The sequence below is a fragment of the Oerskovia enterophila genome (assembly GCF_001692445.1).
Lineage (GTDB): Bacteria > Actinomycetota > Actinomycetes > Actinomycetales > Cellulomonadaceae > Oerskovia > Oerskovia enterophila.
In genome coordinates, this window is sequence record NZ_MAQA01000009.1 from 71,168 (window position 1) to 97,152 (window position 25,985).

Sequence of the window (25,985 nt, forward strand, 5' to 3'; positions counted from 1 at the left end):
CGCCCCCACATCTCGAAGAGGTAGACCCATGAGCACCGCGATCTTCTACGACCGCCACGGCGGTGTCGACGTCCTGCGCGTCGGCGACGAGCCCGTGCCGGCGCCCGGTGACGGGGAGCTCGTCGTCGCCAATCGCGTGATCGGGGTCAACCCGGCGGACGTGAAGAAGCTCGCCGGGAAGTTCGGCGGTGCCGGTGAGTTCCCGCAGGTGCTCGGCTTCGAGGCCGCCGGGGTCGTCGAGGCCGTGGGCGAGGGCGTCGAGGGCTTCTCGGTGGGCGACGAGGTCGTCTGGAGCGGCACGGGCGCCCAGCGCGAGAGGTCGGTGGTCCAGGCTGCCAAGACGCGGGCCAAGCCCGCCAACGTGTCGTTCGAGCAGGCCGCGGTCCTGCCCGTCGCCGCAGCCGCAGCATTCTCGGCGCTGGCCCAGGCCGGCGTCGGCGACAAGGACGTGGTGCTGATCCACGGGGCGTCGGGCGGCGTCGGTTCTGCGGCCGTGCAGATCGCGAAGGCCCTCGGGGCGCGCGTCGTCGGCTCGGCCTCCGCGGCGAACCACGACTACCTGCGCGGGCTCGACGCGACGCCCGTGGCCTACGGGCCGGGGCTCACCGACGCGGTCCGCGCCCTGCCGGACGGACTCTCCGAGGTGACGGCCGTCGTCGACCTGGTCGGGTCGCCGGAGACCGTCGCCCAGACCGTCCAGCTCCTCGGAACCGACGGCCTGACCCGCGACGGCAGCCCGCGCGCCGTGACGCTCGTGGAGACCGAGGAGTCGCTCGCCGCGGGCATCGCGACCAAGACGTCCCGCAAGGGCGCGCTGCGCGAGGCGCTCGCGCTCGCCGAGGCCGGGCTGCTGACCCTGGAGATCTCGGCGCGCTTCCCGCTGACCGAGGCCGCGTGGGCCGTCCAGCAGGTCGCGGACGGGCACGTGCGCGGCAAGGTCGTGCTCGAGGTCTGACGCACCCTCAGCTCTGAGTGCGGAGTTCTTGTGCGACACGCCGGGCGTGTCGCACAAGAGCTCCGCACTCAGCAGCGCGCGTGGGTGCCGCATGGTTCGCTGGAACCATGCCTGCCGCCTCCACGCCCGACGACGCAGCTCACCTCGGCGAGCTTCGTCGCCTCGCCCTGGCCTTCCCCGGCGCGGAGGAGCGGGTCTCGCACGGACGCGTGACGTTCCGGGCCCGCCTGCTGTTCGCGGTCCACGGCGGCATGACCAAGGCCACCACCACGTCGCCCGCCCGGCAGTACCCGGACGCGCTGCTCGTCAAGGTGGACCCCGCCGAGGAGGCCGCGCTCGCGCAGGACCCTCGCTTCTTCGTACCGGCCTACTACGGGCCGGCCGGGTGGCTGGGGCTGGACCTCGAGGCCGCACCGGTCGACTGGCAGGAGGTCGCCGAGCTGCTGGACATGTCCTACCGCGAGGTCGCCGGCCCACGGCTCGTGGCCCGGCTCGACGCGGAGGGGTCGCCCGCGGGGCGTCGGTCGTAGGGGCGTCGGTCGTGGACGAGACCCAGCCACCCGGCACCCGCGTACCGCCCCCGACGGCACCCCGGTCGGACGCGCCTTCCCTCCCCTCGGCGTAGCGTGGCCGCATGGTCGGCGACGGGAGGTCCGCGGGGTCCCCGGGCACTCCGTGGGGCCCGCCGTGGCGTGGCGAGCGGCCCGGCCCGACGGGTCCCTGGTCCTGGTCGCACGACGGCAGCGGGAGCGGCCCGAGCGACGGCCCGACCGACCCCGCCGAGCTCACCGGACCGTTCGACCACCGCCGTCCGCGCCTCTTCCTCGCGATCGTCACGGCGCTCGTCGCGGTCGTCGGCACCCTGGGTGCCGCGCACGGCCAGCCCGCTGCCGAGCCGCTCGACGCGCTCGCGTTCGCCCTGCTGCTGGTCTCGCCCGTGGTGCTCGCGACCGTCCCGCGCCGCCACGTCCTGGCCGCCGCCCTGAGCACGATGGGGGTGTAGGCCACGCCGGGCGCGGTGATGGGCGCGTGGATCTCGTCGGACACGATCCGCACGCCGTGGCGGCGGGCCAGGGCGGCGAGGCCCTCGAGCTCGGCGCGCGTGTGGACCGTGCCCGTGGGGTTGTGGGGGTTGCACAGCAGGTAGACCGCGCGGCGCCCGCTGCCGGGGCCGGTCCCGTTGAGGGTCGCGCCGGTCGCGTCGGCGAACGCCGCGTCGAGCGCGTCGAGGTCGAGCCGGAAGTCCGCGGTGAGCGGCGCGGTGACGATGCGGCGTCCCTCGTTCTGGGTGAACCCGAAGAAGGGCGGGTAGACGGGCGGGCTGACCACGACCGCGTCGCCCGGCCCGGTGAGCACCTTGAGGATCTCCATGAGGCCGAGCATCACGTCGGGCACCATGCGTGTGCCCTCGGGGTCGAACGACCAGTCCCAGCGGCGCTTCGCGAACTCGGCGAGCGCCTCGGCGTACGTGTTGCCGTAGTCGTAGCCCGTGTCGCCCGAGCGCATCGCGGCCGTCACGGCCTCGACCACGGGCGGTGCGAGCTCGACGTCCATCTCCGCAACCCACAGGGGCAGGACGTCGGGCGCGTAGGCGCGCCACTTGAGGCTGGTCCGACGGCGGAGCTCGTCCTGGGTGAGGGCGTCGAGCGGGTTGTCGGTGGCGAAGGGTGAGGTGGTCACGGATCGAGCCTACGTCGAGGCCCCTGCGCCGACCTGGTACCAGCGTGCCGTGGCCCACTACGCTGCCCGGATGGGCTCCCTCGGCTTCTACTCCGTCCTGATCCTGCTCTACGTCGTGGTGATCGCCGCCGTGGCCGTCCTCGTGATCTGGGCCCTCGTGCTCACGATCCAGCTCCTGCGGAGCGTGCTCGCCGAGCGCAGGGCCCGCGAGGCCGCAGCGATGCGTGCGGCGTACGAGGTCCAGGGACCGCGCGACCTGCAGGGCTACGGTCCGGCTCCCGAGCGCCTCGGCTGACCACCCGGTCCGCACCCCGCGCCGAACCGCCGCACGCCCTGGCGCGGCCCGCGTCGGCCGCTCAGCCGTCCGTGCCGCGCCCCGCGCCCGCCCGGGCCCGCTCGAACACGCCCTTGGGCAGTGCGAGCGTCGTCGTGGGGGTCTTGGTGCGCCGGACCGCACCCGGCTCGGGGACGGGCGCGTCGTCGTCGGGCGCGTCCGGGGCGAGGCCGCGCGCGTGCGCGGGCGGCGCTCCCCCGAAGACCGCCCTGGACACCCGCAGCACCACGAACACGAGCACCGCGACCGCGACGGCCGCGATGACGATCTTCTGCAGGACGCCCGCGTACTCCTCGACGAGGTGCCAGCTCTCGCCCAACGCGTAGCCCGCACCCACGAAGATGCTGTTCCAGATGAGGCTGCCCGCGGTCGTCAGGACCACGAACTTGGGGAGCGGCATGCGGTCGATACCCGCGGGGAGCGAGATCAGGCTCCGGAAGATCGGGATCATCCGGCCGAAGAACACCGCCATGCTGCCGTGCTTGTGGAACCAGGCCTCGGTGCGGTCGACGTCCTTGAGCTTGACCAGGGGCAGCCAGCCGATGATCTTGCGCGTGCGCTCACGACCCACCAGGACGCCCACGTAGTAGAGCGCGATCGCGCCCACGAGCGAGCCGATCGTCGTCGCGACGATCGCCGCGAAGACGTTGAAGCTGCCCCGGCTCGCCGTGAACCCGGCCAGCGGCAGGATGACCTCGCTCGGCAGCGGCGGGAAGAGGTTCTCGAGCGCGATCGCGAGCCCTGCGCCGAACACGCCGAGCGTCTCCATGAGCGACACGGCCCACCCGGCGACACCCCCGAGGTCGGGTTCGCTCGCGGCGGCCGCGTGCACGAGGTCGGCGGGAAGGATCGAGAAGGGCATGCGCAGACTGTAGACGGCGAGGACCGGACAATTCGAACCCGGGCGTGTCACGTGTGGGGGGCGTGCAGGACTGCCGCTGAGTGCGGAGTTCTTGTGCGACACGCCGGGCGTTTCGCGCAAGAACTCCGCACTCAGCGGCGGGCGCCGTTCAGTACCGCCAGCGCGACATGTCCTGCTGGTACGTCCGGTAGATCAGGGGCGACAGCAGCGTCGAGGCCTTCATCTCGACCTCGGGTCCCGGGTGGTCGCCCGCGAGCGTCGCGGTGGCCCGCAGCGAGTCGAGCGTGTGGAAGCGCAGCCCCTCCGGGAGGGGCGTGGCGCCGAAGAGGCGCGCTCCGCCGTCGGGCCCGAGGGTCCCGTCCGCCGCGGACCCACCCTGCCCCGGCGCGGCCGGGAGCGACAGGACGAAGCCCCACTCCCCGAACGACGGCACGTTGACCGACAGCGGCACCACGGTCCGGCCCGGCGAGCCCGCACGGACGGTCGCCGCGACCTGCCAGTACGCGTTCGGCGTGAAGTACGACGACGTCGCCTGGGTCGCGTACACGCCCCCGGGCCTCAGGTGGTTCGCGACCATGGCGTAGAACTCGGTCGAGTAGAGCTTGGCGATGCGCTCGTTGGACGGGTCGACCAGGTCGATCAGGACCGCGTCGAACGTCTGGTCCGTGGTGTCCATGAACCGGAACGCGTCGCCGTTGACGACCGTGACGCGCGGGTCGTCGAACGAGTGCTCGTTGAGCTCGCTCACGAGTCGGTCGGTCCGGGCGAGCTCGGTCACGGCCGGGTCGAGGTCCACGACCGTGACCTCCCGGACGCTCGGGTAGCGCAGGACCTCGCGCGCGAGCAGCCCGTCCCCTCCCCCGAGGATCGCCACGGACGCGGGCGCGGCGACCGACGTGAGCGTCGCGTGCGCGAGCGTCTCGTGGTACCTCGCCTCGTCGACCGACGAGAACTGGAGCTGGTCGCTCAGGTAGAGCCGGACGTCGTCGCCGAACGTCGTCAGGACGAGCTTCTGGTACGACGTCGACTCGTAGTGGACCACCGGGTCCTGGTAGAGCCGCGTGTTGATCGCGCCCTCGATCGCGTTCGAGGCCGCGAAGCACACCACGAGGAGGACCACCGTCGCCCAGCTGAACCACGTCCAGCGCGTGCGCCGCCCCATGCGCCGCAGCATGAACACCGCGACCAGCACGTTGAGCAGCGCGACCGCGTACGCCGTCCGCATGAGCCCCAGGTACGGGAGCATCACGAACGGGAAGAGCAGCGACGCGGCGAGCGCGCCGAAGTAGTCGACCGCGAGCACCTTCGACAGCAGCCCGACCGACTCGTCGCGCCCGTGCTCCTTGAGCAGCGCGACGAGCAGCGGGATCTCGACGCCGATCCCCACGCCGATCGCGAGCGAGAGCAGCACGAAGACCAGCCAGTACACCTGGGTCAGGCTGAACGCGGCGTAGAGGATCAGGACCGAGCTGCCGCCCAGCAGGGCGAGCGCGACCTCGTTGCGCACGAAGTTCAGGCCGGGGTTCGTGGCCAGGCGCGTCGCGAGGAGCGAGCCGATCCCCATGCCGAACAGCGTCAGGCCAGTCGCGACCGAGAACGCGACGACCGAGTCGCCGAACAGGTAGGACGCGGCCGTGCCGAGGATCAGCTCGTAGATGATCCCGCCGACCGCGACGAGCAGCGCCGCCGCGAACACCGTCGGCTTGTCCATGCTGCGGCCCGACGGCGGCGCGTCGCCCGGGTGCGGCTCGCCCTCGGCGAGCGGCGCGGTCTCCGTCTGCGTCTCGCCGGCCACGATCAGGAGAGGATCGTCCCCGCGATGATGATCCCGATGGCGATGGCCAGCCCGGCGATCATGATCCCGAAGGCCGTGTTGTGCTCGTCGACGAGCTCACGGTGCAGGTTGAGCTTGAAGAGGTAGTTGACGATCACGATCGTCAGGACGAGCAGGACGATGCCCAGGACCGAGTAGACGATCGTGGACAGGAAGGCGTCGAGGCGCAGCTGGTCGAGGATGCTCATGGTTGCTCCAGGTGGGTCGCGGTGCGGTCGGGTGGTCGGTGAGGACGGGTCGTGCTGAAGGGCTTCGGGTGCCGGCGCGCTCTGGGCCGGACGGTCTGCGGGCCGGGCTACTTGCCGAGGCCGCCACCGCCGCCGCCGTAGACCGAGCGGCGGTAGCAGGTCTGGTCGTCGTCCTGGGAGACGACCTGGTCCGACGGCGCGGCCTGCTCGACGGAACGCGGCGTGCAGTAGGTGTCGTTGCGCGGGCCGCACGAGCTGAAGAGCATCGTCGCGAGGACCCCGATCACGAGGAACGCGCCGACGAGCTTGACCGACACGTTCCGCGGCGCGATGCGCTTGCCGAAGTGGGCCTTCTGCCCCGCGACGTCCAGGACGGTGCCGTGATAGAGGTCGATGATGCGGTCGTCGAACTTCTCGAGCGAGAGCACCATGTCGTTCGTCCGCAGCTCGGCGTAGGCGACGGGCTGCCCGATCGACAGGTCGTACGTGAACGACCCGTCGAGCGACCGGATGGTCCCGACGCCCGCCTCGGTGACCGTGGTCCGATAGGTCCGGCCGCTCAGCGTGACGTTGACGACCTGCCCCTTGCGCAGGCGCGAGGGGTCGAGGCGCTCGGCGCTCTCGGCCGGGCGGTAGAGGGTCACGGCCTTGGTGTAGTGGTCGTACTCGACCCAGAAGTCGAGGTTCTCGTACCCGAGGACCTCCCACTCCTCCCAGTAGTACGTGACGCCGTCGCTGGGGTCCTGCTCGCCGTAGACGACGACGCCCTGCGGCAGCGAGCGCCACGGCGGCGCGCCGATCAGGTGCTTGCCGAGCGTCATGCGCGCCTTGGGTCGGGGCGCCATCAGAGGAGGGTCCGGACGGTCACGCCGGCGGCGGAGAAGGTCTCGCGCAGCAGGCTGCGCGTGTCCTCCTCGAAGCTGCCCGACGACGGAGCGCGGCACGTCGTGAGGGTCAGGTAGGCGGTGCCTTCCTCGGGCCACGTGTGGACCGCGAGGTGGGACTCGGCCAGGAGCGTCGCCATGCTGAACCCCTGCGGGGCGAACCGGTGCGAGGTCTCACCGAGGGGGGTCAGCCCCGCACGGTCGACGACCTGGGCGATACAGGTGCGGACGGTCGTCTCGTCGTCCAGGAGGGCGGGGTCGCCTCCGGAGACGTCGAAGACGTAGACGAGGTTGCGGTTGACCTGATCGGTCGGCACGTGATCTCCCTGGGCTGCGGCTGGCCGGGTCACGCTAGCGGACGCCAGACCTTCCCGAAAAATGCGGACGGCCCCTGGGACGCGAGTTCACCCGGGCCGCTCACCGAGCGCGCCCGGGCGTCCCGGCCTAGCGTGTGTGACCGGGGCCTCGGCACGGATGCCGGAGCCCTCTGCACGTCCGTTCCAGCAGTACCTCGACGTACCGCACGACCCGACCACCCGGTCCGGTGCACGGCGCCGCCTGCCGTCCCCCGGACCAGCGACGGCGACCCCGGAGGACATGACATGACACAGGACGCACGGCAGCGCGGCGCTCTTCCCATCCCGGACCTGGCCTACACGGGGACGGTGACGTACGACGCGACCGACCCGGACACGCACTACCCGCCCATCGAGCGGCTCCTGCCTCCGGAGGGCGCGCCCAACGTCCTGGTCGTGCTGATCGACGACACCGGGTTCGGCGCGTCGAGCGCGTTCGGTGGCCCGGTCCAGACCCCGAGCTTCGAGCGGGTCGCCGCTCAGGGGTTGAAGTACACGCGCTTCCACACCACGGCGCTCTGCTCCCCCACCCGGGCCGCGCTGCTGTCGGGCCGCAACCACCACTCCGTCGGGATGGGCGGTATCACCGAGATCGCCACGAGCGCGCCCGGGTACAGCTCGCTGCGACCCAACAGCTGCGCGCCGCTGGCCGAGACCCTGAAGCTCAACGGCTACAGCACGGCCCAGTTCGGCAAGTGCCACGAGGTTCCCGTGTGGGAGGCGAGCGCCGTCGGGCCGTTCGACCACTGGCCGCACCCGGGCGGCGGGTTCGAGTACTTCTACGGGTTCATCGGCGGCGAGACGAACCAGTGGTACCCGGCGATCTACGAGAACACCTCGCCGGTCGAGCCGTGGGGGACGCCCGAGGACGGCTACCACTTCATGGCCGACATGACCGACAAGGCGATCGACTGGACGCGCCAGCAGAAGTCGCTGGCCCCGGACAAGCCGTTCTTCACGTACTTCGCGCCGGGCGCGACGCACGCCCCGCACCACGTGCCCACCGAGTGGTCGGACAGGTACAAGGGCGCGTTCGACCAGGGGTGGGACGCGGTGCGCGAGGAGACCTTCGCGCGGCAGAAGGAGCTGGGCGTGATCCCGCAGGACGCGGTGCTGACCGCGCGCAGCCCCGGCATCCCGGCCTGGGACGAGATGAGCGAGACCATCAAGCCCGCGCTCGCCCGGCAGATGGAGGTCTACGCGGGCTTCCTCGCCTACGCGGACCACCACGTCGGCAGGCTGCTGGACGCCCTCGAGGACATGGGCGAGCTCGACGACACGCTGGTCTACGTCATCATCGGCGACAACGGCGCGTCGGCCGAGGGGTCGATGCACGGGACGACGAACGAGGGCTTCACGATCAACCACATGAACGACATCGAGACCGAGGAGTACGTCGCCGAGCACATCGACGACATCGGGACCCCTCGCTCGTACAACCACTACGCGGTGGGCTGGGCGCACGCCATGGACACGCCCTACCAGTGGACCAAGCAGGTCGCGAGCCACTGGGGCGGGACGCGCAACGGGACGATCGTGAGCTGGCCCAACGGCGGGGTCGAGCGGGGTGGCATCCGGAACCAGTTCGCCCACGTGATCGACGTCGCGCCCACGGTCCTGGCTGCGGCGGGCATCCCCGAGCCCTCGACGGTCCACGGCGTGACGCAGCGTCCCTACGAGGGCACGGCCATGAACTACACGTTCGACGACGCGGCCGCGCCCGAGCAGCACGTGACCCAGTACTTCGAGATGGTGGGCAACCGGGCCATCTTCCACAAGGGCTGGACCGCCGTCGCCAAGCACAAGGACCCGTGGTTGGGTTCCGACCACGGGCTCGACGAGGACCGGTGGGACGTTCCGCGCTGCGCTCCTGGCTCTACCGGATCGCGACGAACGTCTGCTTCGACCACCTCGCGCAGCGCAAGCGACGCGAGCGGCCCATGGGGCTGGGCGCTGCGCAGTCCGCCGAGGAGCGGAACCTGGGCGAGCAGCTCTCGGAGGAGACGTGGGTCGAGCCCATCCCTGACGACCGCGTGCTGCCTCGGGACGGGGACCCAGCGGACGTCGCGGTGGGGCGCGAGTCCATCCGGCTCGCGTTCGTCGCGGCGCTGCAGTACCTGCCGCCCAAGCAGCGAGCGGTCCTCATCCTGCGCGAGGTCCTGCGGTGGCAGGCGTCAGAGGTCGCCGAGCTCCTCGAGACGTCGGTACCGTCGGTCAACAGCGCACTCCAGCGGGCGCGCGCGACGCTCTCGGCCCAGGCGCACTACGGCTCGGGACCGGGCACCGACGGTGTCAACCTCCCCACGGTCCCGGCCGACGACGTGAAGAACGAGCTCCTCGAGAAGTACCTCGACGCGTTCGAGCGCTACGACATGCCCGCGCTCGTCGCGCTGCTCCACGACGAGGCCACGCTCTCGATGCCGCCCTACGCGCTGTGGATGCAGGGGCCCGTCGAGATCGAGAAGTGGATGGTCGGTCCCGGCGCGGAGTGCCGCGGCTCGCGCATGGTGCCGGTGCAGGCCAACGGGACGTTCGGGTTCGGCCAGTACCGGGTGTCCCCGGACGGCGGCTACGACGCGTGGGCCCTGCAGGTCATCGACACCGTGGACGGCAAGGTCACGGGCATCAACGCGTTCCTCGACGTCGAGGCCTGGTACCCGCTGTTCGGCCTGCCGCTCCACCTGGACGCCTGAGGTCTCACGCACAGCGGGGTGGGCCAGCGAACCGGCCCACCCCGCTGGTCACGTCCCGGGACGAGGTCAGTCGAACGTCTCGAGGAGCAGCCGACGCTCCTCGTCGGTGAGGTTCGTCGCGATGAGCTCGCCGTGCAGGCCGTGGAACCGCTCGCCGACACGGTCCAGGTTCCCGTCCTCGGTCACGGCGAACAGCGCGGAGGTGCCCTCGGTGACCTGCGCACGGATCCGGTCCAGCTGGTCCTTGTTGAGCCCCACGGCCTCCATGGACTTGTGGATCGCACCGAGAGCCGCACCTGCCGCGACCCCGATCACCGGCACGAAGAAGAGCGCTCCGAACAGGAGCCCCCAGAACGCGCCCCATCCCGTGCCGCGCCACTCGTCCTCGTGCGTGTGACGCGTGGTGGGCTTCTTGGCGCCCTCGGGCCAGCTCACGATCGCGCGGTCCACGATCTTGATGAGGCCTTCGGAGGCCGCGTCCCGCAGGACGCCGGACGCCACCTCGGCGCCCCCCGGGGTGTCGAACGACCAGACGGTGAAAGTTGTCATGATTCCTCCCTCAGGTGAGCAGCTTGGCCTTGGCGGCGGCGAACTCGGCGTCGTCGAGGACGCCTGCCGCCTTGAGCTGACCGAGCTTCTCGAGCTGGGCCAGGAGATCGTTCTCGCCGCCTGCGGGTGCCGCGGCGGCCGGAGCCTGCGCCTGGGCGGCCTGGGCCGCGTACATCTGCTGCTGCTCGGCCTGCTGCTGAGCCTGGTACTGCTGGGCCTCGGCCTGCTGCTCGGCCTTTCCCTGCTGGTGTCGCTGGACGGCGCCCGCCGTGGCAGATGCCGTCCCGGCGATGACCGCGGTGCGGGCCATCGTCCCCAGGAGGCCGGGGCGTCCTACGCGTCGTAGTGGCATGGTGTTCTCCGTTCGTCGTGCAGTCCGTGTGCGTGCTGTGCTGGGAAGTGCGGTGCGACGTGACTCGTGTCGGCTCAGACGAGCTCCGCGAGCTCGACGATCTCGTTGACGACCTCGGCCGGGATCCGCTCCTGGGCGATCACCGCGGCCCCCGCGTCGCGCACCGCCCCCACGAACTCGCGGGCCCAGGAGTGCTCGACGATCAGCACGAGCGCCGACGTCCCGGGCTCGAGGTTCGCGGCGACGTCGTCGATGTCCTCCTGACCGGCGAGGCCCGAGCTGCCGAGCTGGGTCTCGGTGATGTCGAGCTCGTCACCGAGGTCCTCGACCTCGACGACGTCGATCTCCCCGCCCAGGCCCTTGCGGACGACCGTGAGGTCGAGGAGCCTGACGACGTCGGACCCCAGGAGGTCCGCGATCGCGATCTTGACCGCGTCGGGGACGCGCTCCTCGGGGAAGGCGATCGCGACGAACTCGACCGGACCGAAGGTGGTTGAGGGCATGTGTGGCGCTCCTTGCTGGTGGGTGAGGTCAGGGCAGGTGGGACGCCGAGGCGGACGCGCGCTCGGCCTCGTCGCCGTGGACGACGAGCGCCCACAGCACGAACAGCCCCAGGATGATCGTGACGACCGACCACCACGGGCTGGCGGGCAGGGCGACGAACTGGGTCAGGACGTTGAGCACGACCAGGACGATCGCGACGAGGCGCGCCCAACCCCGGCCGGAGAGCACCGAGAAGCCCACGATCACGAGCAGGATCCCGACCACGAGGTGGACCCATCCCCAGGTCGACACGTCGAGGACGACGATCCCCTGCTCTCCCAGCCCGACGAGCTTCTCCGGGGAGAACGCGGCGACCAGGCCGCTGATCGCGTTGAACAGCCCGAGCACCAGCAGGACGACGCCCGCGAACCACACCCAGCCGACCCATGCCGTGACCTGCGATGACCGTGCCATGTTCTCTCCTCGCGCGCGGTGGACGGACGGCATCGCCCGACGTCGTCGTCGGCCCGGAGCCGTCCCGGAAGTCGTGCTCCCCTGATCGTGGCACCGCCCGCTCGTCACGGCATCCGCTGCGCGAAGGCTCGGGCCGCACCACTATGGGTCCATGGAACTGGGATTCACGGGTGGGATCGCCCTGGTCGTGCTGCTCGGGGTCGTCGGTCAGGTCGCGGCCAAGGCGCTCAAGGTGCCGTCGATCCTGCTGCTGCTCGCTCTCGGGCTGGTTGCCGGGCCCGTGACGGGCCTGGTCGACCCCGACGCGCTCCTGGGCAAGGACCTGTTCCCCCTGGTCTCGATGGCCGTGGGCATCCTGCTGTTCGAGGAGTCCCTCAAGCTCGACATGACCCGGCTCAAGGGCGGGGCGCGGCGACCGGTCGCGCTGCTGGTGACGGTCGGTGCGGTCCTGACCGGTATCGGTGCCACGGCCATCTGCTGGTGGGTCCTCGACCTGCCGCTGTCGCGGGCGGCCGTGATCGGGGCGATCCTCATCGTGTCGGGACCGACCGTCGTCGGCCCGCTGCTCGCGATCATCCGTCCCAAGCAGCCCCTCGAGTCGGTGCTCGCGTTCGAGGGGATCTTCATCGACCCGATCGGCGCGACCGTCGCGCTCGCCATGGCGAACGTCGCGCTGCACGCCGCCCCGGAGCACCTGGGCGCGACCGCGTTGTCCGGGATCCTCACGGGAGCGGTCGCCGCTGCCGTCTACGTCGTGGCCGTGCGCTGGGGCAGGGTGCCCGCCGCGGCCGAGGTCTCGCTCGCGTTCGCGACGGCACTGGCCACGTACGCGATCGCCGAGGCGTTCCACGAGGAGGCCGGGCTCTTCGCGACGACGACGCTCGGGATCGTCCTGGCCAACCAGCGGTGGGCCCGGATCGAGCCCCTGCACGAGTTCGGCAGCCACGTCGGGCTCCTGCTCATCGGCACTCTCTTCATCCTGCTCACGGCTCGGGTCGACCTCGACGCGCTCGCGACCTACGCCCTGTCGACGCTCGCGATCGTGGCGCTGCTCGTCCTGGTCCTGCGCCCGCTCGTCGCGTCGATCGCGACCACGGGCAGCGTGCTGTCGAGCCGAGAACGGGTCATGGTCGGCTGGATGGCGCCACGCGGGATCGTCGCGGCCTCGACCGCGTCGGTCTTCGCGCTGCGGTTCGAGCAGGACGGCCAGCCGTTCGAGCAGCTCGTGCCGGTCGTGTTCGGCGTGATCCTCCTGACGGCCGTGATCTACGGGCTGACGGGTCCGTGGGTCGCCGCGCGGCTGGGTGTGCGGTCCGAGGGCCCCGAGCACCTGGACGACGACGGGGTCCCGCTCGCCGAGCAGCGCACGTCCGGGTGACCGGTGGGCCCGGGCGCGGCGCCGGCGTGTGACGTGCACCTTCGGGCCCGACGGCGTGGGCTCACCTCGCACGTCCAGGCGTTCGCTACGTTCGGCGCATGACGAGCGACGCGACCACGCCGGGCGACCACGCCGGCCCGTACTCCCCGCCGCCCCCGAGCGCCGACACGGTCGCGCCCCGTGACTTCGTCGCGCTCGCCCCCGACGACCCGCGCAAGCCCCCACGCTGGCTCCCCCGTGCGCTGTTCATGATCGTGGTCACGGTCTTCGTCGGCATCTTCGTCTGGTACGCGCTCGGCACCCTGAAGAGCCTGGGCGTCAACGTGCTCATCGCGTTCTTCATCGCGCTCGCGCTCGAGCCGATCGTCGTCTGGCTCGTCCGCCACGGTTGGAAGCGCGGCGGGGCAGCGGCCACGGCTCTGCTGGGTGGCCTGGTCGTCGTGATCGGGATCTTCGCGCTCTTCGGCAACCTGTTCGTGCAGCAGCTCGTCCAGCTCGTCCAGTCGATCCCGGCGCTCTACACGAACATCCAGGAGTTCGTCCAGGAGCGGTTCGACATCGACATGCCGAGCTCGGACGTCCTGCTCAAGCAGGGCTTCAACGAGTTCGGCGAGGACGTCGCGTCGGGCGCGCTCGTCGTGGGGACGACGATCGTCGGCGGGATCTTCGCGTTCCTCACGATCATGCTCGTGACCTACTACCTCCTGGCCGCAGGACCCAAGTTCCGTGCCGCGATCTGCCGGTGGCTGACCCCGAACCGCCAGCAGGAGGTCCTGCGGCTCTGGGAGATCACCCAGGTCAAGGTCTCCGACTTCATCAACTCGCGCATCGTCCTCGCGGCGCTCTCGAGCGTCTTCACGTTCGTGTTCCTGCTGATCCTCGGCACCGACTACGCGCTGCCGCTCTCGGTATTCGTGGGCGTCGTGTCCCAGTTCGTCCCCACGATCGGTACGTACATCGGTGGCGCGCTGCCCGTGATCGTGGCCCTCACGTCGCAGGGGCTTCCCCAGGCTCTGGCCGTCCTGATCTTCATCGTGGCGTACCAGCAGCTCGAGAACCTCTACTTCTCGCCCAAGGTCTCGGCCCGTGCCCTCGAGATGAACCCCGCGGTGTCGTTCGTCGTGGTCCTCGCGTTCGGCGCGGTGTTCGGTGCCCTGGGCGCGTTCCTCTCGCTCCCGATCGCCGCGACCATCCAGGCCGTCGCCAACACCTACCTCCAGCGGCACGAGCTCGTCGACTCGCACATGCTGCACGACCCGGGCCGCGAGAAGGACGAGCCGACCGACGACGAGGGCGACGGGGGCGGCGGGCTCGCGCGACGTCGTCGGGCCAACCGGAAGGCTGCGCGCGAGGCCGCGCGCACGGTCGACGAGCGCCACGCCGACGGCATCGAGTAGCCCTCGCACGGGACGGGCCGGTGAGGATCCCGACGACGTCGGCTCCGTGACCGGCAGGCTCGGCAGCGGTGCCGCGTGGACGGGCGGGGCCTTGTGCGTCGTGGTGCACGCTGTACCGTGCCGGGATGACCCACGCACCCACCGTGACCGTCCGCCGCGCGACCCGTGAGGACCTGCCCGCGATCGCCGAGATCGCGGCGCACTACGTCCTGCACACGGTCACGACCTTCCAGACCGAGCCGCTCACGCTCGCGGGCTGGGAGGAGCGGTGGGAGTCGCTGCGCGCGGCGGGCCGTCCCTTCCTGGTCGTCACGGTCGCGGACGGCTCCGGTCTGCCCGACGACGTCGCCGGGTTCGCGTACGTGGGCGCCTGGCGCGAGCGGCCCGCCTACGCGGCGACGGGCGAGGACACCATCTACCTGGCTCCGGGCAGCGAAGGTCGGGGTCTGGGCCGAGCGCTGCTGTCCAGGCTCCTCGACGAGGCGCGTGAGGCCGGGGTCCGGGAGGTCGTCGCGGTCGTGAGCGACGCCGAGTCCCCCGCGTCGGTGGTCCTTCACGAGAAGCTGGGCTTCCGACAGGTCGGTCGGCTCGAACGGGTCGGCTTCAAGCACGGCCGGTGGCTCGACACCGTGCTGCTCCAACGCTCGCTCGGCTGACGTCGCGCCCGGGCGGGCCCGGGAGCAGGAGGTGACCGGCGCCGTCGGGCCTGTGCACTCCGGTGCCCGTGGCACGACCGATCCGCGCGCCCGTGGCACGATGGACAGATGATCCGACCCCTGCTCGTCGGAGTGCACCCGGGCCAGCACCCGGACATCGTCCAGCGTGCCGCCGGCTTCGCCCACGCGTTGGGGACGTCGCTCGTGTGCGTGTGGGTCGACGTCGGGCCCGTGGCGGACGACGGCTCCGGAGAGCGACGCCTGACGACCGAGCTCGACCGCGCGCTGCGCGGGACCGGCGTCGCGTGGAGCCTCGTGGTCGCGGGCGACGGCGACGTGGCCCGGCAGCTCGACGAGGCCGCAGTGACGCACGACGCCGCGATCGTCGTGGTCGGCGCCCATCGTTCGGGGGCCGACGGGTGGCGCAACGAGGCCCTCGGCGGCTCGGTCGCCGGCCGGCTCTCCCACCTGCAGCACCGGCCCGTGGTCGTGCTGCCCGTGCTCCCGCCGCCCAGCCAGGAGAGCACCGAGGACACCGCCGGGGACTGAACCGTCCCCGGCTGCAGGCAGCGGCGGACGCCCGGGCCACCCGGGACGGCACGTGCGCTGCCGCGCTGCGACCCGTCCCTCTGGCTAGGCTCCGGGCATGGTCTCCCCCTCCCCGGCGTCCCCAGCCGACAGCCCCGCGGTGCGGCGTCGCCGCTGGCCCCGGGTGCTCGCCTGGGTCGGCGCGTCGCTCGGGGTCGTGGCGATCGGGACGTTCGTCGCGTTCCAGGTCAGCCCGTGGCCGTCGGCCCTCCTCATCCGGTACGCGTTCGACAAGGGCGGCCACGAGACCGACCAGAAGCTCTCGGCGCTCGTGCCGTCCGGCGTCGTGAGCACGACCGACGTCGCCTACCGCGCCGACGACCCCGACGCGCTCCTCGACGTGCACCGTCCCGCGAGCGCCGAGGGTCCGCTGCCCACGGTCGTGTGGACGCACGGCGGCGGGTGGGTCTCGGGCAGCAAGGAGCAGGTCGCGAGCTACGCGAAGATCGTCGCGAGCCACGGGTACACGGTCGTCGCGATCGACTACTCGATCGCGCCCGGCGCGACCTACCCTACGCCGCTGTTCGAGCTCAACGACGCGCTCGCCTACGTGACCGAGCACGCCGACGAGCTGGGCGTGGACCCCGGGCGGATCGTCCTCGCGGGCGACTCGGCCGGGTCCCAGATCAGCGCGCAGGTCGCGGGCGCGGTCACGAGCCCGGCGTACGCGCGGGAGCTGGGTCTCGAACCTGCGATCGGGCCCGACCAGCTCGCAGCCGTGGTGCTGCACTGCGGTGCGTACGACATCGGGCTCGTCGACACCTCGAAGGGCGGCGCGAGCACCTGGTTCCTCGAGACCGTGCTGTGGTCGTACTCGGGGACTAAGGACTTCGCCGACGACCCGCGCTTCGCGGCCGCGTCGGTCACGGACCACGTGACCGCGGACTTCCCGCCCGCGTTCCTCACGGGCGGCAACGCCGACCCGCTCACGCCGCAGGGCAGGGCTCTGGTCGCGCGGCTCGCGGAGGAGGGCGTCGAGGTCGACGCGATCTTCCAGCCCAACGGCGAGGAGCCCGGCCTGGGCCACGAGTACCAGTTCGACCTCTCGACCGAGGCCGGGCAGGTCGCGCTCGACCGGAGCCTGGAGTTCCTGGCGAAGCACACGTCGGGCTGAGCCAGGCGGTCGCCCGCTGAGTGCATGATTCGGCCGCGACTCGCCGGGCGTGTCGCAGCACGAACATGCACTCGGCGCCCGCCGAACCGCCCAGCCTCCCAGGACATCCGCCCCTGCCGCCCGGGACGCCTCCCGCCCCACGCTCGTCGTGTCAACCACCCACGGCCGCCGCCCGCCGGGCCGGCCCTCCGACACGCAGGGGTCCACCATGACCGCACGACCGACAGCACCCGTCACGTCCGACGCCGCCCTCGCCCACGGGCACCCCGCCCGCACGTCCCGCGCCTGGGCGTGGACCGGCGTCGCGGCCGGCGTCCTGGGCATCGTCTCGATCCATGCCTCCATGGCGCTCGGCGCCGACTGGGAGCAGACGGCAGGCGACGCCGACGCGATCGTCGCCGAACTCGCGGGCAAGACGTCCACGCTCCTCGTCTTCCACACCGCGACCGTCCTGGTCGCGATCCTCGTCCTGATCTTCGCGGCAGGGCTCAAGCGACGCCTCGACGTCCAGGCCCCGGCGGGCAGCCTCCTGCCGACGGTCGCGGGCTCAGGACTCGTCCTGACCTCGGTCGCGGCGCTCATGGGCTCGGGGCTCGACACCCAATTCATGTTCGGGTTCGCCGAGCTCGACAAGATCGTCCCCGAGTCGGGCGCGTTCTACGCCGACTGGACCGCGACCATCCCCTGGCTGTGGGTCGGCGCGGGCCTGACCGCGGTCGCCGTGGCCGTGGCGTCGCTGCGGCACGGCGCCGCACCGCGCTGGATCGGGGTCGTGAGCCTGCTCCTGGGCGGGCTCACGCTGCTCGTGGGCGTCTCGCCCCTGCAGTACATGGCAGGGTTCGTGGGTCCGCTGTGGCTCACGGTCGCAGCGCTCGGCTTCGCGCTGGGCGACCGTCGCTGACCTGCCCGACGGCGCAGCGCACCGTCGTGTTCACGTCACCGAGCGCCCGGGTCGTCCCGGGCAGCGCGACCGGACCCGTCCCCCTCTCCGGGGGCGGGGCCGGTCGCGGCCGTGCAGCCCGGCGTGCGGGTGGAATCGTTCCCGCCCTCTGTCGCGCGGCCGGTCCCGCCCCCTACCGTGGCGCTGTGGGCGCAGACGCAGGGGACGTTCCACCGGAGTCCTCCGGCGGTCCGGCCGTGCCCTCGCGCGGATCGGCGTTCGGTCGCGCGAGCCTAGGTAGCGCGGGACTGCCGCGGACGGCGCTCGCCATCGCGATCGTCTCGTGGCTCCTCGGCATCGCGGCGCTCGTGCTCCAGCTCACCTCGGGTGTGGGCGTGCTGCTCGGCGACCTGCTGTTCGTGGTCGTCGACGCCATGGTCGCGCTCGTCTACGGCTCGGTCGGGGCGATCATCCTGTCGCGCCGGCAGCACGTCGTCGGCTGGCTCGTCTCGCTCGCGGGGATCGGCGGAGGGTTGGCCGCCCTCGGCGGGGCGTGGCGCAGCTTCGCGAGCACGCACCCGGACCTGCCGCCGCTCGAACCGCTCGCCGCGGCGTACGGTCTCGCGTGGGTCCCGGGGACGATCGGGCTGTTCGTGCTCGTGCCGTGGTTCGTGCGCGACCACCCGTTGTCCGTGGGCGCGTGGCTCGGGGTCGCGGGCGGCGTCGGCTCGATCCTCTTCTTCCTGCTCGCACCGGTCGACGACCCACGGCCGGCGATCCTCGGCGTCGTCGTCATGGGGCTCGTGACCGCGGCCGCGACGTGGTGGCGGCACCGGCACGGGCCTCCCGAGGAACGCCGCGGCCTGGGGCTCCTGGCCCTGGGCACGGCGATCATGGCGCTGTCGTTCCTCCCTCTTCTCGGGACGTGGGACTCGCCGGACGCGATCCTCGCGCTGCCCTTGACCCATCTCGCGTGCCAGGCCCTGTTCCCTGCCGCGCTGCTCGTCTCGGTCCTGCGCAACCGGCTCTGGGGCCTGGACCTCGCGCTGAGCCGCGCGACGATCGGCGCGCTCCTGACCCTCGCGCTGGTCGTCGTCTACGTCGCGCTCGTCGTCGCCGTGACGGCTCTCGTCGGCAACCGGCCGCTCGCCCAGGTGCTCGCCGCGGTCGGTGTCGTGCTCGCGGTCCAGCCCGCCCGCACCTGGCTCCGGCGGCGCGTCCGCACCCTCGTCTACGGCGAGACGACCGACCCGGGACGGGCCGTGCTGCGCATGGGACGCCAGCTCGGGGTCGCCGCGACCGCGGACGAGCTGCTCCACGGACTGGTCGCCTCGACGGGCGAGTCGCTCAGGCTCGAGTCGGTCACGCTCACGAGCGGTGGGGGCCTAGCGGGCGCGGCGGCGTCCTCCCGCACCGCCTCGCTCGCGGGCGGCGCCCCGGCCGCACGAACGGGCTCCGGGTCGGCGAGCACGGTCCCCGGGGCGCCACCCGGGACGGTCGAGGCGTCGTGGGGCTTCCCCACCTCGGTCCACGTGACCCACGTGCCCGTCGAGCACGGCGGCCAGGTCCTCGGGGACCTCGCCGTGACACCCCGCGCCGGCGAGCGCCTCGACGCACGCACCCGGGACGCGCTCGCCCAGCTCGTGCCGGTCGTCGCCGCAGGCCTCGCCCTGGCGAGCGGCGCGCGCGACCTCGAGCGTGCCAAGGACGCCGTGACCCGGGCGCGTCTCGCCGAACGGCGACTGATCCGTCGGGAGCTGCACGACGGCGTCGGGCCGTGGTTGAACGGGCTGCGGCTCGGGCTGCAGGGTGCGCGCAACACGCTCGCGACCGACCCCGCCGCCGCGGCCGCGGTGCTCGAGGCTCTCCAGCACGAGGTCGAGCAACGGGTCGGGGACGTGCGCACTCTCTCGCGCAGCCTGCTGCCCCCCGCGCTCGACGAGGCCGGTCTCGAGGCCGCGCTGCACGACCTCGCCGACCACCACGACGCCGACGGCTTCGCGGTCGAGCTCCTGTGCGGGCCGTGCGACGACCTCGACACGCGCATCGCCGCCGCTGCCTACGCGATCGCGAGCGAGGCGGTCATCAACGCGTCCCGTCACAGCGGGGCCGCGGGCTGTCGCGTCGAGGTCGCCGCGCACCCGCCCGGTGTCCCCGAGCCGGGGACGCACCTGGTCGTGACGTGCGACGACGCGGGCTCCGGCGTCGGGCAGGACGCGCAGGCCGGTGTCGGGACGCGGTCCATGCGGGAGCGCGCCGAGGAGCTCGGTGGGACGCTGGAGATCACCCCGCTCGCACCGCGCGGCACGCGCGTGCGGGCCGTCCTCCCCCGGAAGGTCGTGCTGTGAGCCCCATCCGCGTGGCCCTCGTCGACGACCACCCCGTCTTCCGCATCGGGATGGCGGCGCTGCTCGACTCGCTCGAGGGCGTGAGCGTCGTGGCCCAGGCCGCGAGCGCCGCGGAGGCCCGAGCCGTGCTGGGCGGCCCGGAGGGGCTCGACGTCGTGGTCATGGACCTCGACCTGGGTGACGGGTCGGGCGTCGAGCTCACGCGGGACCTGGCGCGAGACCGCCCGGACGTGCCCGTGCTCGTCATGTCGATGCACGAGGACGACGACTCGGTCGCGGCCTGCCTGCGCGCCGGGGCGCGCGGGTACCTCGTGAAGTCGGCGTCGCCGCACGAGGTCGAGCGGGCGGTGCGGGCCGTCGCGAACGGCGAGCTGATCCTCGCACCGGGGGTCGCGGCACGCGCCGTGGCCAACGTGCTGGGCGGCTCGCGGGCAGCCGTGCCGTTCCCGCAGCTCACCGACCGGGAGCGCGAGGTGCTCGCGCTCGTCGCCGCGGGGCTCGACAACACCGCGATCTCGCGGCGGCTGTCCCTGAGCACCAAGACGGTCCGCAACTACGTCGCGGGCGTGCTCGCCAAGCTGTCGTTGCGCGACCGGGCGGCGGCGATCGTGCGGGCGCGCGAGGAGGGCCTGGTGGACGACGACGGGTCGTCGGCGCGGGCGGCGGCCTCCCGCTGAGTGCGGAGCAGTCGTCGTCGATCTGGCCTGTCGACGACAACTGCTCCGCACTCACCGCGCCTCGACGTGCCAGAACGTGTCGGTCGCGAGGTCGTAGCGCAGGGCGGGGGCAGCAGGGTCCCCCTCCGCGTACAGCGGGACGTCGCGCGACAGCCGCCTGCCGACGAGCCGCAGCAGCCCGCACAACCGGTCGATCCCCACCTGCCCCTCGAGCTCGCGCAGGTCGACGTCGAACGCGATCTCGTCGACCGCGTGCGGGTAGACGTTGACCTGGACGCCCGCGAACGGCCGCACGGCCAGGGTCGGGGGTTCGTCGAGCGGGCGACCGTCGGGGAACAGCGCTGCCGCTCGGGGCCAGGGAGCACCCTCGGCGTGCGCCACCTCGTGGGTCCACCCCTGCTCCTCGACGAGGTCCAGGAGGGACTGCCAGTCCTGGAGGCGGACAGAGCCGACCACGACGTCCGGCAGGTACCCGTTCCACTCCGGGTCGAGGGCATCGATCACGTCGCTCCAGCGCAGGTCGGTCATGGGGTGAGTCTGGCAGCCCCGCTGAGTGCATGATTTCGCTGCGACTCGCCGGGCGTTTCGCAGCGCAATCATGCACTCAACGCCCGAGAACCGGCCCGACTCCGGAGCGCCCCCTCACGCGCGAAGGCGAGCTCCGCCGTCGGGCAGGAATAGCGGACAGAGGCTGACCGCTACCGCGCGTAGCGTCGAGGACATGGACACGACGACGAGCTCCACGATCCGCCCCTTCCGCCTCGAGATCCCGCAGGCGGACCTCGACGACCTGGCCGACCGTCTCGCGCGGACCCGGTTCCCCGCCCCGCTGCCGGGCGACGGCTGGGACACGGGAGTCCCTGTCTCCTACCTGCGCGAGGTCGTCGAGCACTGGCGCGCGTCCTACGACTGGCGCGCGCAGGAGGCCTCCATCAACACCTACCCGCAGTTCCTCACCGAGATCGACGGGCAGCGGGTCCACTTCCTGCACGTCCGCTCGCCCGAGCCCGACGCGCTCCCGCTGCTGCTCACGCACGGCTGGCCGGGGTCGTTCGCCGAGTTCCTCGACGTGATCGGGCCGCTCACGGACCCGCGCGCGCACGGCGGCGACCCCGCGCAGGCCTTCCACGTCGTGATCCCCTCGCTCCCGGGCTTCGGCTTCTCGGGACCCACCGAGGCCGGCTGGAACAGTGCTCGCATCGCGGTCGCGTGGGCCGAGCTCATGCGCCGGCTCGGCTACGAGCGCTACGGCGTGCAGGGCGGCGACGTGGGCGCGGGGGTCTCGCCCGAGGTCGCGCGCGCGACCGGGAGCGACGGCACCACAGGACCGGTCGTGGGCGTGCACCTCAACGGCAACATCGGCATGGCGTTCCACGAGATCGGCGAGGACGAGCTCGCGAGCCTCACGGAGCTCGAGCGCGACCGTCTGAGCCGGATCGGGCGCTTCATGACCGAGGAGCTCGGCTACGTCTCGATCCAGGGCACGCGCCCCGGGCTGATCGGCGCGGCACTCACGGACTCGCCCGTCGGGCAGCTCGCGTGGATCCTCGACAAGCTCAAGGCCTGGACGTTCCCCGCGGACGAGCTGCCGCACGAGGTGCTCGGCTGGGACCGGATGCTCACCGACGTGATGATCTACTGGCTGACCGGCACGGCCGGGTCGTCGGCGTACATGGCGTACGCGAGCGAGAGCGCGTGGGACGCGCCCAAGCCCCCGACCGGCGTCCCGACGGCCGTCATCGTGTTCGCGCACGACGTCGGCATCCGCCGGTACGCCGAGGCCCAGCACCGGATCACACGGTGGACCGACGTCGAGGGTCGCGGGGGCCACTTCGCGGCGATGGAGGAACCAGAGGCGTTCGTCGCCGACGTGCGGGAGTTCTTCGCGACGGTCCGCTGAGCGGCGGCAGGCCGTTCCCTGGCTTCCGCCGAGTGCATGGTTGCGCTGCGACTCGCCGGGCGTTTCGCAGCGCAATCATGCACTCAGCGCCCAAGAACCCGGCCCGACGGCGGAGCGCCCCCTCCGCGTCGAGGGTGCGCTCCGGCGTCGGGCCGGGAGCCCGTCACGGGTGGACGAGGATCTTCACCGCGGTCTCGTTGCGGTGGATCAGGGTGTCGAAGCCCTCGGTGACGAGGTCCTCGAGCGGGATCTTCGCCGTGATGAACGGGGCGAGGTCGATCTTGCCCTCCTGGACGAGCTTGATCGTCTCGGCGTGGTCGCGCACGTAAGCGATGGTCCCGCGCAGGTCGATCTCCTTGAGGACGAGCTTCTGCATGTCGACCGCGGCGGCCTTGCCCCAGATCGACACGACCACGATCACGCCCGCGGGACGGACCGCGTCGAAGAGCTGGTCGAGGACCGCGTTGACGCTCGTGCACTCGAAGGCCACGTCGACGCCGCGACCGTCCGTGATCTCGCGGACGCGGGCGATGAGGTTGTCCTGCGTGGGGTCGACGACGTGGTCGGCGACGTGCGTCTCGCGGGCCTTGGTCTTCCGGGCCTCGGAGACCTCGGACATGATGACCGTGACGCCGCGCGCCTTGAGGACCGCGGCCGTGAGCAGCCCGATGGGTCCCGCACCGCCGACGAGCGCGACGTCGCCGGCCTGGGCGCCCGAGCGGACGACCGCGTGGTGGCCGACCGACAGCGGCTCGATGAGCGCGGCCTGGTCGAGGGGGATGTCGCCCACGGGGTGGACCCAGCGTCGGTCGACGACGACCTTCTCGGAGAGCCCGCCGCCGCCACCGGCCAGGCCGATGAAGCCCATCTTGACGCACAGGTGGTAGTTGCCGGCCTCGCACTGCGCGCACTCGCCGCACACGAAGTAGGGCTCGACGACCACGGACTCGCCGATCGTCAGGTCGTCGACGCCCTCGCCCAGCGCGGTCACGGTCCCGGAGAACTCGTGGCCCATGGTCACGGGGATCTCCTCGTGCGACAGGGGGTGCGGGCGGCCCTTGGCGGGCGTGAAGATGGGGCCGTCGAGGTATTCGTGCAGGTCCGAACCGCAGATCCCGCACCAGGCGATGTCGATCGCGACCGCGCCCGGCCGCAGCTCGGGGGCCGGGACGTCCTCGATGCGGATGTCTTCTCGTCCGTGGAAACGTGCAGCCTTCATGATCCTCGCCACGCCTTCTCTCGTTGGTCGCTGGGTTCCTGACAGGCGACCCCGGACGGGTCGCCTCGATGCCCGGGGCAACTTCCACCCTAGGCACGTGACCTGCGGAAGAGCCCGGCCAAAGGTCCCGAATCGGATGTGACACATCCCTCCTCGCAGCGTCAGATCAGGAACCTCCGCGGCCGGGTGTCGGGGCGTCGCGCCGGTCGGGGCGCGCGGCACCCGGGCCGTGGACCGGCCCGCGTGGGCGGCCGCCGGTACGTTGGGTGGCATGACGGACCCGGCGACGCCCGCTCCCCTGCGCGACACCCAGCTCCCCGGCCACGGCGGCCTGCTGCTGCTCGACTCCGCGTCGCAGTACTTCCGTGCGTTCTTCGGGGTCCCGGACTCGGTCAGGGCCCCCGACGGCACGCCCGTCAACGCCGTGCGCGGCTTCCTCGACACCATCGCGGTGCTCGTCACCGAGCGGCGGCCCGTGCGCCTCGTGGCGTGCTGGGACGACGACTGGCGCCCCGCGTTCCGCGTCGACGCGATCCCGTCCTACAAGGCCCACCGGGTCGCGACCGAGGTGCCCGGGACCACGGGCATCGAGGAGGTCCCCGAGGCCCTGACGGCCCAGGTCCCCGTCATCGTCGAGGTCCTCGCGGCCCTCGGGATCGCGCGCGTCGGCTGCCCGGGCTACGAGGCCGACGACGTGATCGGCACGCTCGTCGAGCGCGAGTCGGCCCGGCGGCGCGCCCTGCGCGAGGCGGGCGAAGGGATCGGTGCGAGCGGCTCCCGTGGGCCTGATGTCGGGCCCGTCGAGGTCGTCACGGGAGACCGCGACCTGTTCCAGCTCGTCGACGACGACGTGCCAGTGCGCGTCCTGTACACCGCTCGGGGTCTCAAGAAGCTCGACGTCGTGGACGTCGAGCGCCTGGCCGAGCGCTACGGCGTGACGTCGGGCCAGGCGTACGCCGACATGGCCGCGCTGCGCGGCGACCCGAGCGACGGCCTACCGGGCGTCGCTGGCATCGGCGAGAAGACGGCCGCGGGGCTGCTCGCCCGCTACGGCGACCTCGCGGGCATCCTGCGCGCACGCGACGAGGGCGACCCCGGCCTGAGCCCCACGCAGCGACGCCGCCTGACCGAGGCCGCGGACTACCTGGACGTCGCCCCGCTCGTGGTCCAGGTCGCGCGCGACGCCCCCCTGCCCGCAGTGCCCGACGACGTCCCGTCCGCCCCCGCGGACGCTGCGGCCCTCGACGCGCTCGCCTCGCGCTGGGGACTGCGGTCGAGCGTCGACCGGGTCCTGGAGGCGTTCGCGTCCGTGCGCTGAGGCGTCAGCAGCGCCGTGCCGACCTCGGAGCTCAGGTGCGCGGGCGTCGGCGGCGACGCCGCCCGCGCTCCTCGCCACGCATCCCACTGAGGAACGCCCGCACGACGATCACCACATAGGTCAGCAGCGCGAGCACGCAGACCACCGTGACGAGCTGCCACGGCTTGATCATGTCCATCGTTCCTCCTGCCTGGCACCCGTGGTGCCGGGTCCTCCCGTCGCGCCTCGGTGCGCCCGGTCGAGCCTCCCACACCTCTGGTCAGCCCTCGGGATGTCCTGTATGTTCCCGCAAGGAAGGCTGCAACGTTACGCAACCTTGCAGAAGTCACACCGTCGTGACTCTCGGCGGTGCCCCCTTGATGAAGGAAGCTCATGCGATCAACGACGTTCGCACGGTGGAGACGACCCGTCGCCCTCCTCCTCGGCCTCGGGCTCCTGGGCCCGCTCGCCGTCACCTCGGTGGCCACGTCGGCCGCCGGCGCGACCAGCGGCGAGGCCTCGACAACGGTCTACTACCCGGCCCGAGCCGGCTGGACCACGACCAACGTCCACTACGGCGTCACGGGCGGCGCGTGGACCACGGTCCCCGGCGTCGCCATGGCGCCCGCGTGCGACGGCTGGCTCAGCCGGACCATCCCGCTCGGGACGGCCGCCGGGGCCCAGCTCACGTTCAACAACGGGTCAGGCACCTGGGACAACAACGGCGGCCGCAACTACGCGGTCGGTGCGGGCGTCGTGGTCGTCAAGGACGGTGCCGTCACGGTCGGCAAGGGGATCCCCGACTCGCGCCTCGAGGAGGTCGGCGAGCACTACTACGGGTTCGGTGGCAAGAGCCCTATCAACGAGCAGAACCTGGCCCTCAAGGC

The 25,985-nt window shown here is 72.3% G+C and carries 28 protein-coding genes and 2 pseudogenes; 17 read left to right on the forward strand and 13 right to left on the reverse strand.

Going from position 1 to position 25,985, the window contains the following annotated elements:
* The first annotated feature begins 28 nt into the window (after nucleotides 1-28).
* The 3 genes from OERS_RS05615 to OERS_RS21460 all read left to right on the forward strand — a co-directional run bounded on the left by OERS_RS05615 (nucleotide 29) and on the right by OERS_RS21460 (nucleotide 1,958).
* Nucleotides 29-955 carry a quinone oxidoreductase family protein gene (locus OERS_RS05615; protein WP_068625049.1) on the forward strand — a complete coding sequence of 309 codons (927 nt, stop codon included), beginning with the start codon at nucleotides 29-31 and terminating at the stop codon, nucleotides 953-955.
* Between the two features lie 107 nt (nucleotides 956-1,062).
* The gene (locus OERS_RS05620) at nucleotides 1,063-1,485 is read left to right on the forward strand and encodes an MmcQ/YjbR family DNA-binding protein (protein ID WP_068625050.1); all 423 of its coding nucleotides are present in this window, start codon (nucleotides 1,063-1,065) and stop codon (nucleotides 1,483-1,485) included.
* Nucleotides 1,486-1,589: 104 nt separating this feature from the next.
* Nucleotides 1,590-1,958: a hypothetical protein gene (locus OERS_RS21460; protein WP_068625051.1), complete on the forward strand. Its 369-nt coding sequence runs from the start codon at nucleotides 1,590-1,592 to the stop codon at nucleotides 1,956-1,958.
* Nucleotides 1,959-1,981: 23 nt separating this feature from the next.
* On the opposite strand, the pseudogene OERS_RS20610 reads toward OERS_RS21460, so the two are convergent.
* Nucleotides 1,982-2,509 (reverse strand): annotated as a pseudogene (locus tag OERS_RS20610) (aminotransferase class I/II-fold pyridoxal phosphate-dependent enzyme); the annotation flags it as partial.
* Nucleotides 2,510-2,705: 196 nt separating this feature from the next.
* Between OERS_RS20610 and OERS_RS05630 the strand changes: the two are divergent.
* On the forward strand, nucleotides 2,706-2,930 hold the full coding sequence (locus tag OERS_RS05630) for a hypothetical protein (RefSeq protein WP_139107712.1): 225 nt from the start codon (nucleotides 2,706-2,708) through the stop codon (nucleotides 2,928-2,930).
* A 61-nt stretch (nucleotides 2,931-2,991) separates the two neighbouring features.
* Here OERS_RS05630 and OERS_RS05635 read toward each other — a convergent pair whose 3' ends face one another.
* The 5 genes from OERS_RS05635 to OERS_RS05655 all read right to left on the reverse strand — a co-directional run bounded on the left by OERS_RS05635 (nucleotide 2,992) and on the right by OERS_RS05655 (nucleotide 7,054).
* Complete coding sequence (locus OERS_RS05635; protein WP_068625053.1) at nucleotides 2,992-3,831, reverse strand: DedA family protein; 840 nt, start codon at nucleotides 3,829-3,831, stop codon at nucleotides 2,992-2,994.
* A 148-nt stretch (nucleotides 3,832-3,979) separates the two neighbouring features.
* Nucleotides 3,980-5,626: a polyamine aminopropyltransferase gene (locus tag OERS_RS05640; RefSeq protein WP_248948387.1), complete on the reverse strand. Its 1,647-nt coding sequence runs from the start codon at nucleotides 5,624-5,626 to the stop codon at nucleotides 3,980-3,982.
* Nucleotides 5,627-5,628: 2 nt separating this feature from the next.
* Nucleotides 5,629-5,853 carry a DUF350 domain-containing protein gene (locus tag OERS_RS05645; protein WP_056647350.1) on the reverse strand — a complete coding sequence of 75 codons (225 nt, stop codon included), beginning with the start codon at nucleotides 5,851-5,853 and terminating at the stop codon, nucleotides 5,629-5,631.
* Between the two features lie 107 nt (nucleotides 5,854-5,960).
* On the reverse strand, nucleotides 5,961-6,698 hold the full coding sequence (locus OERS_RS05650; protein ID WP_068625054.1) for a DUF4178 domain-containing protein: 738 nt from the start codon (nucleotides 6,696-6,698) through the stop codon (nucleotides 5,961-5,963).
* The gene (locus OERS_RS05655; RefSeq protein ID WP_068625055.1) at nucleotides 6,698-7,054 is read right to left on the reverse strand and encodes an S-adenosylmethionine decarboxylase family protein; all 357 of its coding nucleotides are present in this window, start codon (nucleotides 7,052-7,054) and stop codon (nucleotides 6,698-6,700) included. The genes OERS_RS05650 and OERS_RS05655 overlap by 1 nt, the downstream gene beginning before the upstream one ends.
* 285 nt (nucleotides 7,055-7,339) lie before the next feature.
* Between OERS_RS05655 and OERS_RS05660 the strand changes: the two are divergent.
* Together OERS_RS05660 and OERS_RS20615 are read left to right on the forward strand one after the other, a co-directional pair.
* Nucleotides 7,340-8,950 (forward strand): annotated as a pseudogene (locus OERS_RS05660) (arylsulfatase); the annotation flags it as partial.
* Entirely contained in the window at nucleotides 8,941-9,786 is an 846-nt protein-coding gene (locus tag OERS_RS20615; protein ID WP_248948389.1) for an RNA polymerase subunit sigma-70, read from the forward strand. The pseudogene OERS_RS05660 and the gene OERS_RS20615, both read left to right, overlap by 10 nt.
* Nucleotides 9,787-9,852: 66 nt before the next feature.
* Here OERS_RS20615 and OERS_RS05670 read toward each other — a convergent pair whose 3' ends face one another.
* The 4 genes from OERS_RS05670 to OERS_RS05685 form a co-directional block, all read right to left on the reverse strand.
* Complete coding sequence (locus OERS_RS05670; RefSeq protein ID WP_068625057.1) at nucleotides 9,853-10,335, reverse strand: DUF1269 domain-containing protein; 483 nt, start codon at nucleotides 10,333-10,335, stop codon at nucleotides 9,853-9,855.
* A 10-nt stretch (nucleotides 10,336-10,345) separates the two neighbouring features.
* Entirely contained in the window at nucleotides 10,346-10,687 is a 342-nt protein-coding gene (locus tag OERS_RS05675) for an SHOCT domain-containing protein (RefSeq protein WP_068625058.1), read from the reverse strand.
* 74 nt (nucleotides 10,688-10,761) lie between these two features.
* Entirely contained in the window at nucleotides 10,762-11,190 is a 429-nt protein-coding gene (locus OERS_RS05680; RefSeq protein WP_068625059.1) for a DUF6325 family protein, read from the reverse strand.
* 28 nt (nucleotides 11,191-11,218) lie between these two features.
* Nucleotides 11,219-11,644, reverse strand: coding sequence for a DUF7144 family membrane protein (locus OERS_RS05685; RefSeq protein ID WP_068625060.1), 426 nt, complete (start codon nucleotides 11,642-11,644; stop codon nucleotides 11,219-11,221).
* Nucleotides 11,645-11,795: 151 nt separating this feature from the next.
* Here OERS_RS05685 and OERS_RS05690 point away from each other — a divergent pair, with 151 nt between their 5' ends.
* From OERS_RS05690 to OERS_RS05725, 8 genes are all read left to right on the forward strand, one after another.
* Entirely contained in the window at nucleotides 11,796-13,022 is a 1,227-nt protein-coding gene (locus OERS_RS05690) for a cation:proton antiporter (protein WP_056647463.1), read from the forward strand.
* Nucleotides 13,023-13,120: 98 nt separating this feature from the next.
* Nucleotides 13,121-14,419 (forward strand): AI-2E family transporter, encoded by a 1,299-nt coding sequence (locus OERS_RS05695; RefSeq protein ID WP_248948391.1) that lies wholly within the window; start codon nucleotides 13,121-13,123, stop codon nucleotides 14,417-14,419.
* A gap of 125 nt (nucleotides 14,420-14,544) precedes the next feature.
* On the forward strand, nucleotides 14,545-15,075 hold the full coding sequence (locus tag OERS_RS05700; RefSeq protein ID WP_068625061.1) for a GNAT family N-acetyltransferase: 531 nt from the start codon (nucleotides 14,545-14,547) through the stop codon (nucleotides 15,073-15,075).
* Between the two features lie 108 nt (nucleotides 15,076-15,183).
* The gene (locus OERS_RS05705; protein ID WP_068625062.1) at nucleotides 15,184-15,624 is read left to right on the forward strand and encodes a universal stress protein; all 441 of its coding nucleotides are present in this window, start codon (nucleotides 15,184-15,186) and stop codon (nucleotides 15,622-15,624) included.
* Nucleotides 15,625-15,721: 97 nt separating this feature from the next.
* On the forward strand, nucleotides 15,722-16,777 hold the full coding sequence (locus tag OERS_RS05710) for an alpha/beta hydrolase (RefSeq protein WP_083201253.1): 1,056 nt from the start codon (nucleotides 15,722-15,724) through the stop codon (nucleotides 16,775-16,777).
* Nucleotides 16,778-16,985: 208 nt separating this feature from the next.
* A complete protein-coding gene (locus tag OERS_RS05715; protein WP_068625064.1) occupies nucleotides 16,986-17,678 on the forward strand; it encodes a hypothetical protein in 693 nt (230 codons plus the stop codon).
* Between the two features lie 185 nt (nucleotides 17,679-17,863).
* Entirely contained in the window at nucleotides 17,864-20,005 is a 2,142-nt protein-coding gene (locus tag OERS_RS05720; RefSeq protein WP_083201254.1) for a sensor histidine kinase, read from the forward strand.
* Complete coding sequence (locus OERS_RS05725; protein ID WP_068625066.1) at nucleotides 20,002-20,682, forward strand: response regulator; 681 nt, start codon at nucleotides 20,002-20,004, stop codon at nucleotides 20,680-20,682. The genes OERS_RS05720 and OERS_RS05725 overlap by 4 nt, the downstream gene beginning before the upstream one ends.
* Before the next feature lie 51 nt (nucleotides 20,683-20,733).
* On the opposite strand, the gene OERS_RS05730 is transcribed toward OERS_RS05725, so the two are convergent.
* A complete protein-coding gene (locus tag OERS_RS05730) occupies nucleotides 20,734-21,210 on the reverse strand; it encodes a hypothetical protein (protein WP_068625067.1) in 477 nt (158 codons plus the stop codon).
* Nucleotides 21,211-21,403: 193 nt separating this feature from the next.
* On the opposite strand from OERS_RS05730, the gene OERS_RS05735 reads away from it, so the two are divergent.
* Nucleotides 21,404-22,582: an epoxide hydrolase family protein gene (locus tag OERS_RS05735; RefSeq protein WP_068625068.1), complete on the forward strand. Its 1,179-nt coding sequence runs from the start codon at nucleotides 21,404-21,406 to the stop codon at nucleotides 22,580-22,582.
* Nucleotides 22,583-22,745: 163 nt separating this feature from the next.
* Here the strand turns inward: OERS_RS05735 and OERS_RS05740 are convergent, their stop codons facing one another.
* Complete coding sequence (locus OERS_RS05740) at nucleotides 22,746-23,801, reverse strand: 2,3-butanediol dehydrogenase (protein ID WP_068625081.1); 1,056 nt, start codon at nucleotides 23,799-23,801, stop codon at nucleotides 22,746-22,748.
* A 271-nt stretch (nucleotides 23,802-24,072) separates the two neighbouring features.
* Here OERS_RS05740 and OERS_RS05745 point away from each other — a divergent pair, with 271 nt between their 5' ends.
* Nucleotides 24,073-25,119 (forward strand): 5'-3' exonuclease, encoded by a 1,047-nt coding sequence (locus tag OERS_RS05745; RefSeq protein WP_068625069.1) that lies wholly within the window; start codon nucleotides 24,073-24,075, stop codon nucleotides 25,117-25,119.
* 31 nt (nucleotides 25,120-25,150) lie between these two features.
* Here OERS_RS05745 and OERS_RS21465 read toward each other — a convergent pair whose 3' ends face one another.
* Nucleotides 25,151-25,297: a hypothetical protein gene (locus OERS_RS21465; protein WP_157516398.1), complete on the reverse strand. Its 147-nt coding sequence runs from the start codon at nucleotides 25,295-25,297 to the stop codon at nucleotides 25,151-25,153.
* Between the two features lie 194 nt (nucleotides 25,298-25,491).
* On the opposite strand from OERS_RS21465, the gene OERS_RS05750 reads away from it, so the two are divergent.
* Nucleotides 25,492-25,985: carbohydrate binding domain-containing protein (locus OERS_RS05750; protein WP_282956062.1), on the forward strand; the 494-nt coding region annotated here is incomplete at its 3' end.

What these genes read in the sequence shown, in the direction of transcription:
- OERS_RS05705 (WP_068625062.1), top strand. Translation starts at nt 15,184, where the DNA reads ATGATCCGACCCCTGCTCGTCGGAGTGCACCCGGGCCAGCACCCGGAC.
- OERS_RS05670 (WP_068625057.1), bottom strand. Translation starts at nt 10,335, where the DNA reads ATGACAACTTTCACCGTCTGGTCGTTCGACACCCCGGGGGGCGCCGAG.
- OERS_RS05680 (WP_068625059.1), bottom strand. Translation starts at nt 11,190, where the DNA reads ATGCCCTCAACCACCTTCGGTCCGGTCGAGTTCGTCGCGATCGCCTTC.
- OERS_RS05740 (WP_068625081.1), bottom strand. Translation starts at nt 23,801, where the DNA reads ATGAAGGCTGCACGTTTCCACGGACGAGAAGACATCCGCATCGAGGAC.
- OERS_RS05695 (WP_248948391.1), top strand. Translation starts at nt 13,121, where the DNA reads ATGACGAGCGACGCGACCACGCCGGGCGACCACGCCGGCCCGTACTCC.
- OERS_RS05685 (WP_068625060.1), bottom strand. Translation starts at nt 11,644, where the DNA reads ATGGCACGGTCATCGCAGGTCACGGCATGGGTCGGCTGGGTGTGGTTC.
- OERS_RS05650 (WP_068625054.1), bottom strand. Translation starts at nt 6,698, where the DNA reads ATGGCGCCCCGACCCAAGGCGCGCATGACGCTCGGCAAGCACCTGATC.
- OERS_RS05715 (WP_068625064.1), top strand. Translation starts at nt 16,986, where the DNA reads ATGACCGCACGACCGACAGCACCCGTCACGTCCGACGCCGCCCTCGCC.
- OERS_RS05615 (WP_068625049.1), top strand. Translation starts at nt 29, where the DNA reads ATGAGCACCGCGATCTTCTACGACCGCCACGGCGGTGTCGACGTCCTG.
- OERS_RS05675 (WP_068625058.1), bottom strand. Translation starts at nt 10,687, where the DNA reads ATGCCACTACGACGCGTAGGACGCCCCGGCCTCCTGGGGACGATGGCC.
- OERS_RS05730 (WP_068625067.1), bottom strand. Translation starts at nt 21,210, where the DNA reads ATGACCGACCTGCGCTGGAGCGACGTGATCGATGCCCTCGACCCGGAG.
- OERS_RS05710 (WP_083201253.1), top strand. Translation starts at nt 15,722, where the DNA reads ATGGTCTCCCCCTCCCCGGCGTCCCCAGCCGACAGCCCCGCGGTGCGG.
- OERS_RS05735 (WP_068625068.1), top strand. Translation starts at nt 21,404, where the DNA reads ATGGACACGACGACGAGCTCCACGATCCGCCCCTTCCGCCTCGAGATC.
- OERS_RS05745 (WP_068625069.1), top strand. Translation starts at nt 24,073, where the DNA reads ATGACGGACCCGGCGACGCCCGCTCCCCTGCGCGACACCCAGCTCCCC.
- OERS_RS05635 (WP_068625053.1), bottom strand. Translation starts at nt 3,831, where the DNA reads ATGCCCTTCTCGATCCTTCCCGCCGACCTCGTGCACGCGGCCGCCGCG.
- OERS_RS05690 (WP_056647463.1), top strand. Translation starts at nt 11,796, where the DNA reads ATGGAACTGGGATTCACGGGTGGGATCGCCCTGGTCGTGCTGCTCGGG.
- OERS_RS21460 (WP_068625051.1), top strand. Translation starts at nt 1,590, where the DNA reads ATGGTCGGCGACGGGAGGTCCGCGGGGTCCCCGGGCACTCCGTGGGGC.
- OERS_RS05620 (WP_068625050.1), top strand. Translation starts at nt 1,063, where the DNA reads ATGCCTGCCGCCTCCACGCCCGACGACGCAGCTCACCTCGGCGAGCTT.
- OERS_RS21465 (WP_157516398.1), bottom strand. Translation starts at nt 25,297, where the DNA reads ATGGACATGATCAAGCCGTGGCAGCTCGTCACGGTGGTCTGCGTGCTC.
- OERS_RS05645 (WP_056647350.1), bottom strand. Translation starts at nt 5,853, where the DNA reads ATGAGCATCCTCGACCAGCTGCGCCTCGACGCCTTCCTGTCCACGATC.
- OERS_RS05700 (WP_068625061.1), top strand. Translation starts at nt 14,545, where the DNA reads ATGACCCACGCACCCACCGTGACCGTCCGCCGCGCGACCCGTGAGGAC.
- OERS_RS05630 (WP_139107712.1), top strand. Translation starts at nt 2,706, where the DNA reads ATGGGCTCCCTCGGCTTCTACTCCGTCCTGATCCTGCTCTACGTCGTG.